This window comes from Shewanella sp. SM32 (assembly GCF_025654235.1).
Lineage (GTDB): Bacteria > Pseudomonadota > Gammaproteobacteria > Enterobacterales > Shewanellaceae > Shewanella > Shewanella oncorhynchi.
This window is the reverse complement of the sequence record NZ_JAKKRO010000004.1, coordinates 148,802-164,116: the sequence shown is the minus strand read 5'-3', so window position 1 is coordinate 164,116 and position 15,315 is coordinate 148,802. Positions and strand designations below refer to the sequence as shown.

The following is a 15,315-nucleotide window of genomic DNA, read 5'->3' as shown; positions in this document are numbered from 1 at the left end:
TTAGACAGAATATAAACACTTAATGAAGTGTGGACTCAAAAAGCAAATCAGCTTTCCGAATTATTATTAACGTGGTCCAGAGATGGACACGGTAATAAACAGAATTTGCTTGGTGACAATAGCCTTGTGGAACCACCTGATCCCATCCCGAACTCAGAAGTGAAACGCAAACGCGCCGATGGTAGTGTGGGGTCTCCCCATGTGAGAGTAGGTCATCGCCAAGCGCCTAATTATCTCATTGAGATGTAATGAAGCCAGCTGAATAAGCTGGCTTTTTTGCATTCGCAATTTGTTAAATCCAGCCTAGTGTCTATTTAATTAGTCAGTTTTCCTCCTATTTTTCTCTCGATAATCCCTTTTTTACCTTCCACGATACGAATAATTTGCACCATTTGGCTTTATATCAATTCTATTAATATCCGCGACAACGGTTCTATCAGATTCAGTTCCGGAGAATAAGGCTGCAGTTTTATCTCAGATTATAAAATCTTCTGCCATCTTTGTTTGATGTCCCCGCACAGTCCATCATGATCGCGGTATAGCGGCCAAAGAACGTAGCTGCAGAAGTTAAGGCGAGGTGCAGCTGCAATAATCGTAGTTTGCAAAAGGCGTTATGATGGCTTTGGATGGCGAGTAAGGGGGGTTATTTAGGATAGCCCTGATGAAGCAAGCGATAAATATTGGCTTTTTAAATGTGATACCAAACTCAGACTGAGTGAACTTAGGACTGAGTGAACTTAGCAACGTTCTTTCCCATCAACTGATTACCTTATGAAGATAAGTTTTGCTGATGTACGAAGGCGTTAAGACACAATGGACAAACGAGCGTTTCGTATAAGCAATGATGGGAATTGGTATTGTGTGGTTTTCACGTATACACTTTTTTTACATTCCCCATCTAGCATCAGCTTTTAGGTTGAAATTTCAATGGAATTGCGTGGCTTATTGAGGTTATTGTCGCTATTGCTGTGTATGCCATTACTGGTGAATGCTGATCGTTTCATGGTGTCTAGTACTAAACTTGCGGATCAAGATGTTAGCGTCAAGTCTGCTGTGATAGTCCGTTATTGCGTTGATCCTGATTGGCTGCCCTATGAAGGAATACGAGAAGGTAAACATCTGGGGATTTCATCGGATTATATTCGTTATGTTGAGTCACATTCTTCCCTTAAGTTTCAGCTAGTGCCGACATCTTCTTGGACCGAAACTTTATCTTTTTTGCAAAGTGGTCAGTGCGATTTAACCCCTATGTTGAATAAAACGCTAATACGCGAGACTTATCTGCACTTCAGTGATGTCTATTTCCGCTCACCCAATGTGCTCGTTTCACTTAAAGAACAGCCTTTTCTGCAAGGATTGGAGAATATCAATACGCGTATTTTAGCCGTGCCCAAAGGTTATCGTTTAGCCGAGTATATTCAGCATTATTATCCTCAGATAGAAATGCTTACTGTTGCCAGTGAACCTGCGGGATTGCAGTCGGTTCTGGATAAACGTGCAGATCTGTTTGTTGGGTCAATGTTTTCGGTTAACGCTTACATTCAACAAATGGGATTTGATCATTTAAAAATTGCGGGTTGGGGCGGGCCGGAAGATGAGTTACGGATGGGGGTCGCTTATGGTCAAGAGTCCTTGTTACCCGTGATAAATAAAGCCTTAAACACTGTGAGTGAGCAAGAGCGGATCACGATTTATCAGAAGTGGAATAATGTGACTGTGATAGATGAGACTAACTATTCGCTTGTGTATCAAATTATCTGCGCGACGTGTCTGTTGCTCCTAATGTTGGGGGCGAGAACTTACTTTATGAGTCAATATAATCGAAGATTAACCGATAAGAATAAGCAGTTGGAAGCTTTACGCGAACAGCTTGAAGCGTCAAATGCCGAACTCGAATTTTTATCTACCCACGACCCCTTAACTAAATTGTATAACCGACATTACTTTAATCGCTTTTTTATTAATAACGAGCAGCATGATAAATCTGCTGGGGCAGGCATGTGCCTTGTAATGATTGATATCGACTACTTTAAAGAGATTAATGACACGCTAGGGCATAACGTCGGCGATCGCATTCTTGAGCAAGTGTCACAGGTATTACAGCACTGTGTGCGTGATTCTGATGTGGTCGCACGTTGGGGTGGCGAAGAATTTGTTATCCTCTGCCAACAGTCATCATTGCCATTAGTTGAAAGCTTGTGTGTGCGGATTGCGCAGAGGATTAATAATTATCAATTTACTGACAATGTTCACTTAACTTGTAGTTTTGGTGTCGCTAAGCTCGCAGAAAACGAACCTATACAATTGTGTTTTGAGCGGGCAGATCGAGCCCTTTATCGTGCTAAAACACAAGGGCGTAATCAAATGTGCATCGACACGTAAGGGTTTACTCAAGACTGATTTGTGGTTATTTGGCTAAAAGACTGCGATTGAAGTGAGTCGCGGATGTCATCTCTATTTTGGAGATAGGTATAACATGATTGTTCTAGCATCCATGCTTGCAGGTTAATGTTTGATGTTTGTACTGACGATATGATCGAAATCCCTTGAAAATCGCCTTATCCCATTAAAATGAGGTTTATTTAACGGTTTTTATTGATTGAGTGAAAAATAAGCTAAAGTGTTTTACTTATCTGTTTTAGTTCGTGTTTATGGCTATTTATCTAAATTATTACGCGACTTTATCGTGAAAAAGTACTCTAGCCATTTGCGCCGAGCAGGGTTCCAATTTACAATATGCGCCTAAAATAATCTGATGTGCGGTGTGTCGGTGTTTGTCGCATACTCCGTCTACTTCTTAAACTACTCATTAAAGTTGAATCATGACCGAATTATCCAAATACAGAAACATTGGTATCTTCGCTCACGTTGACGCGGGTAAAACCACGACCACCGAGCGTATCCTTAAGTTAACAGGAAGAATCCATAAAGCCGGTGAGACTCACGATGGCGAATCTACCACTGACTTCATGGTACAGGAAGCTGAGCGCGGTATTACTATTCAGTCTGCTGCTGTAAGTTGCTTCTGGAGAGATCACCGTTTCAACGTTATCGACACTCCAGGACACGTTGACTTCACCGTTGAAGTTTATCGTTCTCTGAAAGTGCTTGATGGCGGTATCGGTGTATTCTGTGGTTCAGGCGGTGTTGAGCCTCAATCAGAAACTAACTGGCGCTATGCGAACGAATCTGAAGTTGCGCGTATTATCTTCGTAAACAAGTTAGACCGTATGGGTGCTGACTTCTTACGCGTAGTTAAGCAAACTAAAGACGTATTAGCTGCTACTCCACTGGTTATGGTTCTGCCAATCGGTGTTGAAGACGAATTCACTGGTGTTGTTGATCTGTTATCTCGTAAAGCATACGTGTGGGATGAGTCTGGTTTACCAGAAAACTTTAATATCCAAGATGTACCTGCTGACATGGTTGACATGGTTGAAGAATACCGTGAAATGCTGATCGAAACTGCCGTTGAGCAAGACGATGCTGTGATGGAAGCGTACATGGAAGGCGAAGAGCCATCTATCGAAGATATCAAGCGTTGTATCCGCAAAGGTACTCGTACTATGGCTTTCTTCCCAACATACTGTGGTTCTGCGTTCAAGAACAAAGGTATGCAACTGGTTCTTGATGCTGTTGTTGATTATTTACCAGCACCAGACGAAGTTGAACCACAGCCATTAACTGACGAAGAAGGCAACGAAACTGGCGAATTCGCTATCGTTTCTGCTGATGAGCCATTAAAAGCGTTAGCGTTCAAAATCATGGATGACCGTTTCGGTGCCCTGACTTTCGTACGTATCTACTCAGGCCGTCTGAAGAAGGGTGATACCATCCTGAACAGCGCGACTGGCAAGACTGAACGTATCGGCCGTATGTGTGAAATGCTAGCTGATGACCGTATTGAAATTGAATCTGCTCAAGCTGGCGACATTATCGCTATCGTGGGTATGAAGAACGTTCAAACTGGTCACACTTTATGTGACGTGAAACACCCAGTTACCTTAGAAGCTATGGTGTTCCCAGAGCCAGTTATCTCTATCGCAGTAGCGCCAAAAGATAAAGGCGGTTCTGAGAAAATGGGTATCGCAATCGGTAAGATGATCGCTGAAGATCCATCATTCCGCGTAGAAACTGACGAAGATTCAGGTGAAACCATCCTTAAAGGTATGGGCGAACTTCACTTAGATATCAAAGTAGACATTCTGAAGCGTACTTATGGTGTTGAATTGATCGTAGGTGAGCCACAAGTTGCTTACCGTGAAACCATTACTCAAATGGTTGAAGATCAATACACTCACAAGAAACAATCAGGTGGTTCTGGTCAATTCGGTAAGATCGAATATATCATCCGCCCAGGTGAGCCAAACACTGGTTTCGTGTTCAAATCTTCAGTTGTTGGTGGTAGCGTTCCGAAGGAATTCTGGCCAGCAGTTGAGAAAGGTTTCGCGAGCATGATGAACACAGGTACTATCGCTGGCTTCCCAGTGTTAGACGTTGAGTTCGAATTAACTGACGGTGCATTCCACGCAGTTGACTCATCAGCAATCGCGTTCGAAATCGCTGCTAAAGGCGCTTTCCGTCAGTCTATCGCTAAAGCTAAACCACAACTTCTTGAGCCAATCATGAAAGTTGACGTGTTCAGCCCAGATGACAACGTGGGTGACGTGATCGGTGACTTAAACCGTCGTCGCGGCATGATCAAAGACCAAGTTGCTGGTGTAACAGGTGTTCGCGTTAAAGCTGACGTACCGTTATCAGAAATGTTCGGTTATATCGGTACTTTACGTACAATGACTTCTGGTCGTGGTCAGTTCTCGATGGAGTTCTCACACTACAGCCAATGTCCAGCTAGCGTAGCTGAGAAAGTTGTTGCTCAAGTTAAAGAACGTAAGGCTGCTGAAGCTAAGAAGTAATTCTTAACTTACCTTAGCTAATAAAAACCGCTGTCGGCCTCTAGGCTCGCAGCGGTTTTTTTATGGGCGAGATCCAACTGTAATCACCCGCTACGGCTGACGAAGTTTCGTATCCCGTTGTTTAAAATAATGTTAGTTCTCGCTTTATCTTCTCAGCGTTCAGTTTTTTGTTTACTCAATTCAAGCAAGGCCTTGGCTGCCGGTGTTAAAGGTAAACTTTGGCGCCAAATAAGCGCCAGATCCCATGTCATTGCGGGCTGCATAGGTTTAAAGACCAGTTTGCTGGTGCTTAATCGATTGCAGATAGGCTCAGGTAAAATAGCGACGCCCATATCGGCTTCGACCATGGCGGCGAGGAAATCCCACTGGCCGCTGCGAAAGGCAATATTGAGTTGAACACCTGCTTTGCGACTGAGGCGATTAATCAGTTTAGCGAGGGAGAAGTCTTCGTTATAGAGGATAAAAGGATAGGGCTGGAAGTCCTGCCATTTTAAGTGGTCTTTCTCGGCTAAGGGATGTCCCTCAGGCAGGCATGCGAGTAAAGGGTACTTAGTCAGGGGTTGATTGACGAGTTCTGTCTCATGGGTCGTGGGGAGCGCGGTAAAGGCGATATCGAGACTGTTATTGAGCAATGCTTGTTCGCAGCCGAATCCACCGTACTCATACATGTGTAGTTCAACCCCCGGATAACGCTTACGATAGCTAGTGAGCAAACCAATAATAAGACTGCTCATCATAGGACATACACCCAGTCGCAACCGCCCCGATTTGAGACCGCTAAGGTTACTCATGTCCTCCTGCAGTCTATGCCATTGGCCGAGAATTTCCCGTGCACTGTGCTCAAAGAGCTGACCAGCTTGAGTTAACTCAACCTTTTGGTTATTCCGGATCAGCAAGGTTTCACCAAGGCTTTCTTCAAGTCTCTGGATTATTTTGCTTAGTGTCGGCTGGGTGATAAAACATTTCTGCGCGGCGCGGGTAAAGTTTTCAGTTTCCACTAAGGTCAGAAAACACTGTAAGGTCTTGATTGGGATGTTCATGCTCAAATGGAATCCATATTATGGAATTTATTCATTTTACTAATGATAGTCTAAGTATTACTTTGACCTTGTTAACAAAACAGGGGAATACCGATGAAATCAAGTTCAAGTCTGTGGGTAGGTGCTTTGTGGCAGGCGGCTATGCCTGTGGCAAAAGATGTGCAAAACGCTAAAGCGGCGCAAGTAACTAAAACGGCTCCAGCGGGTGATTTGCATAAAGCAAAACAACAAGTAAACCCAGCCTAGGCTGGGTTTTTACTTTTCTGTGTTTTAGATTCTGCTCTTATTTTTATTTCCCTCGATTCTCACTCTGCCTTTTTAACTTCTGCTCAATCCCTTCCTTGGTGAAAGTACTGTTCAGCAACGGACGCTGAACCAGCGATAGACGTTTAGTCTTATGTTTACTTGAATACTCATTACTGGCTCTAAGCTAACTCATTAGAATTGGATGCTTAAATAGCAAAAAAGCCACCCTAATCAATTCGGGTGGCTTGGCTTTGCAGGGGATGGAGATTTACTTGCCGGAGAATTGATTCTCGACGAGTGGTTGCTTGTTTTCGGCCTGAGCCACATGGCATTGAGTACAGGCATAGTTATGTCCGTTAACTGTGCCTTTATCATCAATCACGTGGGACTTAGCTACTGGCGTGGCTTTCATGCGTTTTGCCTTGTCCCAACTATGGCAGCTCAAACAGCCATTTTTATCTAAGGTGATCTTGTAATCGTCCTTATGTGGGATGAGCGGGGGTTGCTCGCTAAAACTGCGCTCAATGGCGGTGCCGCGACTAGGATAAATCGCCATGGCATCGGCTGGGCGAATGTCGGTGATCGCCATGTTTCCTGCGAGGGATTGAATATTAACTGGTGCTACGTTGGTGTCGGTTTGCTGACCTGAACAGCCGGTAATGGCGACAAGTAACGCAGTTAAGGTGAGTATTTTTCTCATTGGTTATTCTCCGCCTTGAAGACTTTCACTGGGCATTTTTTAAAGTCAGTTTCTTTTGACAGGGGATCGGTCGCATCCAATATCAGTTTGTTGACTAACTGGCGCGTATCGAAGAAAGGCATAAATACTACGCCGCGTGGCGGTTTGTTACGGCCTTTGGTTTCAACTCGGGTTTTCACTTCACCGCGCGGTGAGGCCACTATGACTTCGTCACCACGTTGTACGCCGCGAGCTTTCGCATCTTCTGGATGCATGAAAATCTGCGCGTCGGGGTAGGCACGGTAAAGCTCGGGTACGCGGGCTGTCATTGAGCCTGTGTGCCAATGCTCCAGCACGCGGCCAGTCGACATCCACAAATCGTACTCTTCATTCGGCTCTTCGGCGGCGGGTTCATAGGGCAGGGCGAAAATCACCGCTTTGCCATCTGGCTTGCCATAGAATTTAAAGCCTTCACCCGCTTTGACATAAGGATCGCTCCCCTCAACGAAACGACGCAGCGTTTCTTTGCCATTAACGACTGGCCAGCGTAGGCCGCGGGTTTCGTGGTAACGGTCAAAGTCGGCTAAATCGTGGCCATGGCCACGACCGAAAGCTGCATATTCTTCGAAAATACCTTTTTGCAGGTAGAAACCGAAGTGTTCGCTCTCATCGTTTAATTCGGCTTTGCAATCGGAAGTTGGGAACTTGTCGATCACGCCATTGGCAAATAGCACTTCATATAAGGTTTTATCCGCGTATTCCGGTTGTTTGGCTATCAGTTCGGCTGGCCAGACTTCGGAGACTTTGAATCGTTTCGAAAATTCGACTAGTTGCCACAGATCTGAGGTTGCGCCTTCTGGGGCTTTTACTTGCTGATGCCACATGTGAGTACGGCGCTCGGCATTGCCGTAAGCTCCTTCTTTTTCAACCCACATTGCCGTTGGCAAAATTAAATCTGCCGCCATAGCTGTGATGGTTGGGTAGGGATCTGAAACCACGATAAAGTTTTCTGGATTACGGAAACCTGGATAGATTTCATCGTTGATGTTGGGGCCTGCCTGCATATTATTGGTACACATGGTCCAGTAGCAGTTGAGCTTGCCATCTTTGAGCATACGGCTCTGGAGTACGGCATGGTAGCCAGGTTTGGCGGGAATGGTCCCTTCTGGCACTTGCCATAGCTTTTCGGTAATGGCGCGGTGCTTGTCGTTAGTGACTTCCATATCGGCGGGTAAACGGTGGGCGAAAGTACCGACTTCACGTGCAGTACCGCAAGCCGAAGGTTGACCTGTTAATGAGAAAGGACTGTTACCCGGTGTGGCAATTTTGCCCGTGAGCAAATGGATGTTGTAAAGCATGTTGTTCGCCCACACGCCGCGAACGTGTTGGTTAATGCCCATGGTCCACAGACTCATGACTTTAACGTTAGGGTCGGCATAGGCTTTGGCTAAAATCTCCAGCTTCTCTGGCTCGACGCCACTCATCTTGACGGCATATTCCAGCGTATAAGTGCTGACAAACTTGGCATACTCGTCAAAGCTAATGGGCGTGGATTTACCATTGCCTGGATTTTTGGCTTTTTTCTCTAATGGATGTTCTGGACGCAGGCCATAGCCGATATCATCTACCCCAAGGGCAAACTTAGTGTGTTTGGTAACAAAGTCGGTATTAACGGCTTTATTTTCAATAATGTAATTGGCGATATAGTTGAGGATCACTAAGTCCGACTGTGGGCGGAACACCATAGGGTTATCGGCCAAATCGAAGCTGCGATTCTCAAAGGTTGACAGCACATGCACTCGGCACGTTGGACTGCTTAAACGTCTATCGGATATTCTTGCCCACAGAATTGGGTGCATCTCAGCCATGTTTGCGCCCCAGAGCACAAACTGATCGGCGGCTTCTAAATCGTCATAACAACCCATGGGCTCATCGATACCGAAGGTGCGCATAAAGCCGCCTACGGCTGAGGCCATGCAGTGGCGCGCATTAGGATCTATATTGTTGGTAAGGAAGCCTGCTTTATGAAGTTTAGAGGCGGCATAACCTTCCCAAATAGTCCATTGACCAGAGCCAAACATACCTACCGACGTCGGGCCTTTGGTGGCGAGACTGTGTTTCCATTTCGCGGCCATAGTATCGAAGGCCACATCCCAGCTGACTGGGGTGAACTCACCTTCTTTATGGTATTTGCCGTCTTTCATCCGCAGCAATGGCGTGGTTAATCTGTCCTTGCCGTACATGATTTTTGATAGGAAATAACCTTTAATACAGTTAAGGCCACGGTTGACTGGACTTTCAGGATCGCCCTTAGTGGCGACCACTTTGCCCGCTTGGGTGCCCACTAATACGCTACACCCCACACCGCAGAAACGGCAGGGAGCTTTATCCCACTTGATACTGTCAGCTTGTTCGGCGGCTTCGACCATCTTAATGGGAAGTGTGACGCCAACGGCTGTCGCAGCGGCAACCGCTGCGTTGGCCTTGAGAAACTCGCGGCGGCTTATGCTCATAATATTTCCTCACTCTCTTGTACTAAGGGTTCTACTTGGTGGTAAATCAAGCTGGCAGATAACACGCCGGACAGGGCATTGATGGCTTCAATATTGTCAAGAATCGCTCTTTGGCTACTCCCTTCTAGGGTAACGACCAATTTTCCTTCGGGTGTAATTGCATGAATATCAGTACCCACTAATGCGCGGATATTGGCTTCAACCTGCTGTAAGGCTTTAGGCGTGGCATGCACCACAAGGCTGGTGACGTGGTATTCCTGACTCATACTGGATGACCTGTAGTAGCGTAAACTCGGTTACTTAAGATTAAAAAGGAGGGTAACCGAGTGCTGATACTGGCGAGTCTAGACCTGATAAAAAATGTGGGTATACCTCACAAGAGGTATTGAAAGCGATAGTCGATCCGGATCAAAGTTTTGCGAGTGATCTAACTCCCAGTTTGATATTTAAGCGGTTAGCACTGTCGTCACTAGGACATAGTGAGGAGTACATTTATGGAGAATACTATTGTGCATATCTGGAACCCGTGAACATTAACGGAAGCACAAGTGTGTAGATAGGAATCCTATACTTTTTACCAATTACAGGTGTTTATAAAATTTCTGAGTAAGAGCAATAGCTGACGTGCATGTTTGCAAAATCCTTCGATAGAACATATTTAGGAATAATTAGTTATATTCACATTGTTTAGTATATATAAGACGTTAATAGCCCGTTAGCTCCATATAACCCGTACCTGTATGGCTGCCAGAGAGATGCACTGGGCCTTCCCAGTAGGGCGTTGATAATGGCATAGCGCTATTGGGATTGAGCGGGGTGATAGTGAGATCGATATTTTCGCTGGGGATTTTGACTTGCCAGCTAACGGGATAGTCGCCATTGACTGTGTGTTGCCATCTAAGAGGCGTCATCTGAATGTCATTGGGATTGTCAGTGGAATTAATGTTGCGCCCTGTGCCATCGGCAAACATTCTTCTGGCGCTATAAAATGCTGAGATAGGTGCATTCTTTGCGGACTCTGCCGGAGACTGATCCCGTAGCTGAAACAACATCAGCGTCGAGCCATCATTTAACCTGAGCGCGAACCAATCCCAGCCCTGTTGCGTTTTAGTGAGGAATTGCGAGCTCCATTCCCTGTCGAGCCAACCTTGGCCTGTGACTTGCTCCACTTTGTCATTGCGGTTGATTTCACCTGAAATTTCAATAAAGGGTTGGCTGTAATAGTAAGAGGCTACTTGGCCGTCGCGGCTTTTAAGGCTATAGCCGTTAACGCCTTGGTATTGCAGTGGCGCTTGGCTATTAAGTTGAAGTCGATAGCTAAAATCAGAATTCTCCACCGTTAAGGTCGCGGGAAAGAGTGCATTGGTTTCGCTCTGCCAGTGCCAGTTATCGAGGCGGATTTGATAAGGATCTAATTTTACCTCGGCAAACTCGCTATGACGGCGTGACCACTTTTCGTTGGCCAAGTGAGCATTACTCGAGGTTAATGCACTGTGGGCTAAATAAAGCTGCTGAGTCTCCCAAGTGGATTCACTTTTGGGCGTTGCATCTGTTACTTGCGGAACTGTTGTTTGTGGAGCGATTGTTTGCAGAGTTGTGGGTTTCAGGGCGACTCTAAACTGCGTCCACTGGGCGCCGAGTTGCTCACCTTTCTCTGTGGTCAAATTCGCGGTTAGATACCACCATTCTTGGCGAAAACTGTTATGTGCTAAGTGATCCCGCGGAAATTCAAATCTATAGCCGGGAACAACAGGCGTAAAAGCTAAATCATCTTGATTAGTCGAGGTTTTCCCCACCACATTGGCCATGGATTTGGACTGAGTGTTTTGCGTCGATGGCGTTTTATCACAGCCGCCGATAAGCATTAACCCAACTACTGCCCATACAATACTGAGTGTTTTCATCACAGTGTCTCCTGCTGCAGACTGGCGACCAGTGGCTTGCGGGTTTGCCAATACAGCGGTAAGAGTACGGCTAAGGTGCAGGTGGTTAAGGCAATCAGTATTGCATGGCCGTAAGCTTGCCAATCCCAAATCATTTTTATCGTCCAGCCAAAGGCTTGCAAGGTGATCTTATTAATAAGTAGGTAACCTAACAGCGCGCCCGTTGGCATAGCGAGCAGGCAAGTGATCAGTACCACAATCAACATTTGCATAAACACCATACCGCGCAGAGCATTACGACTGACGCCGAGGGAATACAGCCGTGCCAGTGGCGCTTGCCTTGCCTGAGTCAACATTAAGCAGGCACTAAAGAGGCCAATCGCGGCGACAATCAAGGTTAAACTATTCAGCACTAAGGTAATGGAAAAAGTGCGTTTAAACATAGCGATAGCTTGGGTTTTAATCTTAGTTTGGCTGTAGATTTGCGCTTGGGATAAACCTAGCTCAGTCGCCAGTTGGACTTGTAGTTGATCCAGTTCTGCTTCACTTATCCTACTGCCTTGCTCTTTACCGCGAAAACTTGCCGCTAAACTCACCGGCAGTACAGGTAACTGGGCCCGTTGCCAAAGTGGCTGGCTGATAATGACCTCGTTTCGGGTATTGCCGTGGTCATAATAAATGCCGCCAATAATGGCTTTGCTGTTACCTGTTTTCTCAAGCACATCCAATGACACAGTATCACCAAGCTGTAATTGGTATTTGATGGCTAGAGGTTCGCTCACCAATACAATGGGTGCATTAAAGTAGGATTGCCACAATGTGGGCAGGCTTTCCTTAAGCGCACTGGTGTGCCGAGTCGAAAATTCATCGCGGCTGAGTAGGCTCACCGGAATCGTCTGCTCGCTCGGATTATCCGTTGAAACTGGCAGTGAAAGCTGGGCTTCAATCTGCCACTGCTGATAAAGACCGCTAACTCTTGGATCGTGCATCAATTGGGTTTGAATAGTGTCGATACGCTGGCTTGGTGGGCGGATATAGAGATCGGCATGCAAGCGAGTTTCTAGCCAAGATCGCAGGGTTTGTTCGAAGCTTCCAACGAGGGTGTTCATCGACACATTGGCACTGAGCGCCAGTAAGATCGCCATCATAGCCAAGGAAAGCGGTGCAATAAGCTCACGGGTTTCGGCGAGCAGATATTGCCATAATCCAGGACGCGCCAAGGGCATTAACGCACTGACGCCCCAATGCAATAATTGCGGCAACAATAAGGGAATAGCGATAGCGACGATACCGAGCAACACTAAGCTGATGTTATAGCTTTGGCTGAAGGGAAACAGCAGAGCCGCTAAGGTCAATAAGCCACAGGCTAAGGCAAATTGAATGCTATGGTTTTTGCGGTGTGCCTGCATTTGCTGATAACGATTCGCCCCTTGTGCAAGCGCTTGGCGCGTAAGATCTAAATACAAGGGCAAGCAAGCGGCGAGCGCGGCAATTAAGGTGAGGGCAATTGCCTCAAAAAGCCAAGTCCATTGCCAAATACCGGGGAGCAAGTGGGCGCCATACATTTGCTCTAAGGTCATGGCGATCATAGGTTGCAGCCAGTGGCTGAGTTGCAAACCACTGATAAAGCCCAAACTTGAACCTATGACAACTAACAAAATTAATTCGAACATCAGCGCCGTCATCAAGGCGCGGCGCTCGATTCCCTGTTGTAATAATTGCACTAATAGTTTTTGCCGTTTCATTAGGCTGTAGCGCACACCGTTGTAGGCGATAAAGAGGCCGACAACGAAGGCTAACATGCTCATAGCATTAAGATTAAGATGAAAACTGCGGGTCAGCGCTATCAGCGCTTGACCTTGATCTTGCTGGCTAAAGCTGGCCTTGTGGGGCGTAATCCCTAAAGCGTCGAGTTGGGATTTTAGTTTAGGTAGGTTTTCTCGCTCACTGAACATGCCGATATAGCTCAATCTGCCTTGCATATTTAGTAATCGCTGGGCGAGGGACATATCGGCCAAGATGGCGCTGCCTAGACCAAAACTGTCATCAATTGCAATGATATCTAAGGTGCTATTTTCTAAAACAAGTTTACCTTCTGGTGCCACTTTGGCAGCTAGGCTGCGGCTCATTATTACTGTGGCTGCGCCGCTGAGGAGATCGGCAAGCGGTAAGTCATTCATCTGTGGTGAGGTGGCTGATTGTGTGTCAGTCGAGGCGTTACTTCTCGATTTTTGTAGTGTTAATGCAGCGATCAAATCGCTGCCTTCCAGTTGCCAGAACTGACCGTTTTTACCGGAGATTTTACCACTTACGACGGCGAGACTCTGACTTAATCCGGCTCGTCTCAAGGCGAAATAGACAGATTCATCTAAAGTGTTTTGTCCTAGGGGCGGCGTGAGTAGCACATCGGCGCGTTGACTCAGTAACTCAGTCGCATCGCTATAGCTGCGCACGGCATTGTCATTGGTTGCCTTGACTCCAATGAGCAGAGTGACGGCTAAGGCGATACCGAGCAGAATGGCACCTGCTTGTATGGGCGCATGGCGATAATGGGCGATAAAAACCTTTAGGCTGAGCCACGTCAGCCTCAGCCAAGTTTGCTTAAGTCCAGTCTGTTTAAGTTCTGTTTGCTTAAGCGCTGTGGGAGTCGCCTTAGTGAGCTGTTTATTGTTCATAAATAGCGACTGCACCTTGGGATAAGTGCCAACGTTTTTGCATAAAGGCTGCGCATTCTTCGCTGTGGGTGACCATTAAGATACTGGTTTGGCTTTCTCGTGCCAGTTCACACAGTAGTGCCATCACTTGTTTGCCCGATACATCATCTAAGTTACCTGTGGGTTCGTCGGCCAGTAGCAAGGTCGGTTTATGGGCTAAGGCGCGGGCGATGGCGACACGCTGTTGTTGACCGCCTGACAGGGCTTCAACTTGGCGGTGAAGTAATGGCATCAGCCCAAGTTTTTCAACCAGATAGTCACACCAAGGCGACCATGGCTGCGCGGTTAAACTTAAGGAGAAGGCGATATTGTCTTTCACGTTGAGTGGCGTGAGTAAGTTAAATTGCTGAAACACGACACCTAAGGAATTACGTCTGAAACGGCTCCACTCTTTATCTTGCCAAGTTGAGGTGGATGCTTGTTCTAGCAAGATTTCACCCGAGTCTGGCATTTCAAAACCGGCGATCAGGTTGAGTAAGGTGCTTTTGCCGCTGCCGCTGGGACCTGTAAGCGCCACGGTTTCACCTCTGTGGATCTGTAGATTAACCGCTTGCAGTACTTGATGATATTGCTCACCATCGCGAAAGCCTTTGGTGACTTGGTTAAGCTTAGCGACGTCGGCCATTGAGCAACTCCTTTATATCCATTGGCGGCGGGTGTGGTAAGCCGTGTTTCAAACTGCGGCGGCAACTTACTTAGTGGCCGCAATTTAGCATTGCCATTCTATGTTCAAGATAAAGCATTTTCTATTCAGATAGATACTGATTTTTCTTGTAATAGGATCATCCACTGAGTAACAAAACATAAATCGTCATTTGGTGTAAAAATAGTCAACTGGATTAAATCCTCCGCGAACTGTGAGCAAACGGCTTGAGCTGACGCCGCATTTGTTGCATTCTGTGCGTCCTGTTAGCTTGGGAGTAAATCTCAATCTAGCAATCCGTTCGGATGAAGGTAGCAGGAGAGTGGGGAATAGACCCCACACCGACGAGGCAACTTTGGTTTTACAGAAGCGAGTCTTCTTATAAAAACAAAGCACTCTTTCAGGTGCCGATAGGCGTGGACTGTTACTGGACGAGCCTCTGGAGAGACTACCAGTTGCACTCATTGTGCAATCAGGTGGCGCCGAAGGCGAAAGTGTCGTGGTGTTATTGTATAACCTGCGACGCGAAACGCTCAGGCAAAAGGACAGAGGAGAGGATGACTGCACAGTCCCTGTCGTTTGTCGTCGTGGGCTATTTTTACTCTTTTGCTTGAGATGGAGCACTTTTGCTCTTATTGAAAGCACTCGTGTAGAGCTCTCGCTTGCTACGCTTTTAGCGTT

Annotated in this window: 10 protein-coding genes, 1 rRNA gene and 1 riboswitch; of the genes, 4 read left to right on the top strand and 7 right to left on the bottom strand. The window is 46.5% G+C overall.

Features of this window, described 5'->3' with window-relative positions:
* Positions 1 to 108 precede the first annotated feature (108 nt).
* The 3 genes from rrf to fusA all read left to right on the top strand — a co-directional run bounded on the left by rrf (position 109) and on the right by fusA (position 4,916).
* Positions 109 to 224: ribosomal RNA gene (gene rrf / locus L5M10_RS03095) — 5S ribosomal RNA — on the top strand.
* A gap of 703 nt (positions 225 to 927) precedes the next feature.
* Positions 928 to 2,382 carry a diguanylate cyclase gene (locus L5M10_RS03090; protein WP_263165007.1) on the top strand — a complete coding sequence of 485 codons (1,455 nt, stop codon included), beginning with the start codon at positions 928 to 930 and terminating at the stop codon, positions 2,380 to 2,382.
* A 440-nt stretch (positions 2,383 to 2,822) separates the two neighbouring features.
* Positions 2,823 to 4,916, top strand: a complete 2,094-nt coding sequence (gene fusA, locus L5M10_RS03085; protein WP_107402610.1) for an elongation factor G — start codon at positions 2,823 to 2,825, stop codon at positions 4,914 to 4,916.
* A 152-nt stretch (positions 4,917 to 5,068) separates the two neighbouring features.
* Here fusA and L5M10_RS03080 read toward each other — a convergent pair whose 3' ends face one another.
* Positions 5,069 to 5,956 (bottom strand): LysR family transcriptional regulator, encoded by an 888-nt coding sequence (locus L5M10_RS03080; protein ID WP_105251505.1) that lies wholly within the window; start codon positions 5,954 to 5,956, stop codon positions 5,069 to 5,071.
* 93 nt (positions 5,957 to 6,049) lie between these two features.
* On the opposite strand from L5M10_RS03080, the gene L5M10_RS03075 reads away from it, so the two are divergent.
* Positions 6,050 to 6,202, top strand: a complete 153-nt coding sequence (locus L5M10_RS03075) for a hypothetical protein (protein WP_081729124.1) — start codon at positions 6,050 to 6,052, stop codon at positions 6,200 to 6,202.
* Between the two features lie 268 nt (positions 6,203 to 6,470).
* On the opposite strand, the gene napB is transcribed toward L5M10_RS03075, so the two are convergent.
* The 6 genes from napB to L5M10_RS03045 all read right to left on the bottom strand — a co-directional run bounded on the left by napB (position 6,471) and on the right by L5M10_RS03045 (position 14,616).
* A complete protein-coding gene (gene napB, locus L5M10_RS03070; protein ID WP_113939717.1) occupies positions 6,471 to 6,902 on the bottom strand; it encodes a nitrate reductase cytochrome c-type subunit NapB in 432 nt (143 codons plus the stop codon).
* Positions 6,899 to 9,394, bottom strand: coding sequence for a nitrate reductase catalytic subunit NapA (gene napA / locus L5M10_RS03065; protein ID WP_263165005.1), 2,496 nt, complete (start codon positions 9,392 to 9,394; stop codon positions 6,899 to 6,901). Before napA ends, napB begins: the two co-directional genes overlap by 4 nt.
* The gene (locus L5M10_RS03060) at positions 9,391 to 9,660 is read right to left on the bottom strand and encodes a chaperone NapD (RefSeq protein WP_198572888.1); all 270 of its coding nucleotides are present in this window, start codon (positions 9,658 to 9,660) and stop codon (positions 9,391 to 9,393) included. Before L5M10_RS03060 ends, napA begins: the two co-directional genes overlap by 4 nt.
* Positions 9,661 to 10,098: 438 nt before the next feature.
* Complete coding sequence (locus L5M10_RS03055) at positions 10,099 to 11,298, bottom strand: lipocalin-like domain-containing protein (protein ID WP_263163870.1); 1,200 nt, start codon at positions 11,296 to 11,298, stop codon at positions 10,099 to 10,101.
* Positions 11,298 to 13,952, bottom strand: a complete 2,655-nt coding sequence (locus L5M10_RS03050; RefSeq protein WP_263163868.1) for an ABC transporter permease — start codon at positions 13,950 to 13,952, stop codon at positions 11,298 to 11,300. Before L5M10_RS03050 ends, L5M10_RS03055 begins: the two co-directional genes overlap by 1 nt.
* On the bottom strand, positions 13,942 to 14,616 hold the full coding sequence (locus tag L5M10_RS03045; protein ID WP_105251511.1) for an ABC transporter ATP-binding protein: 675 nt from the start codon (positions 14,614 to 14,616) through the stop codon (positions 13,942 to 13,944). The genes L5M10_RS03050 and L5M10_RS03045 overlap by 11 nt, the downstream gene beginning before the upstream one ends.
* Positions 14,617 to 15,063: 447 nt before the next feature.
* Positions 15,064 to 15,193: riboswitch (glycine riboswitch) on the top strand.
* The last annotated feature ends 122 nt before the right edge of the window (positions 15,194 to 15,315 follow it).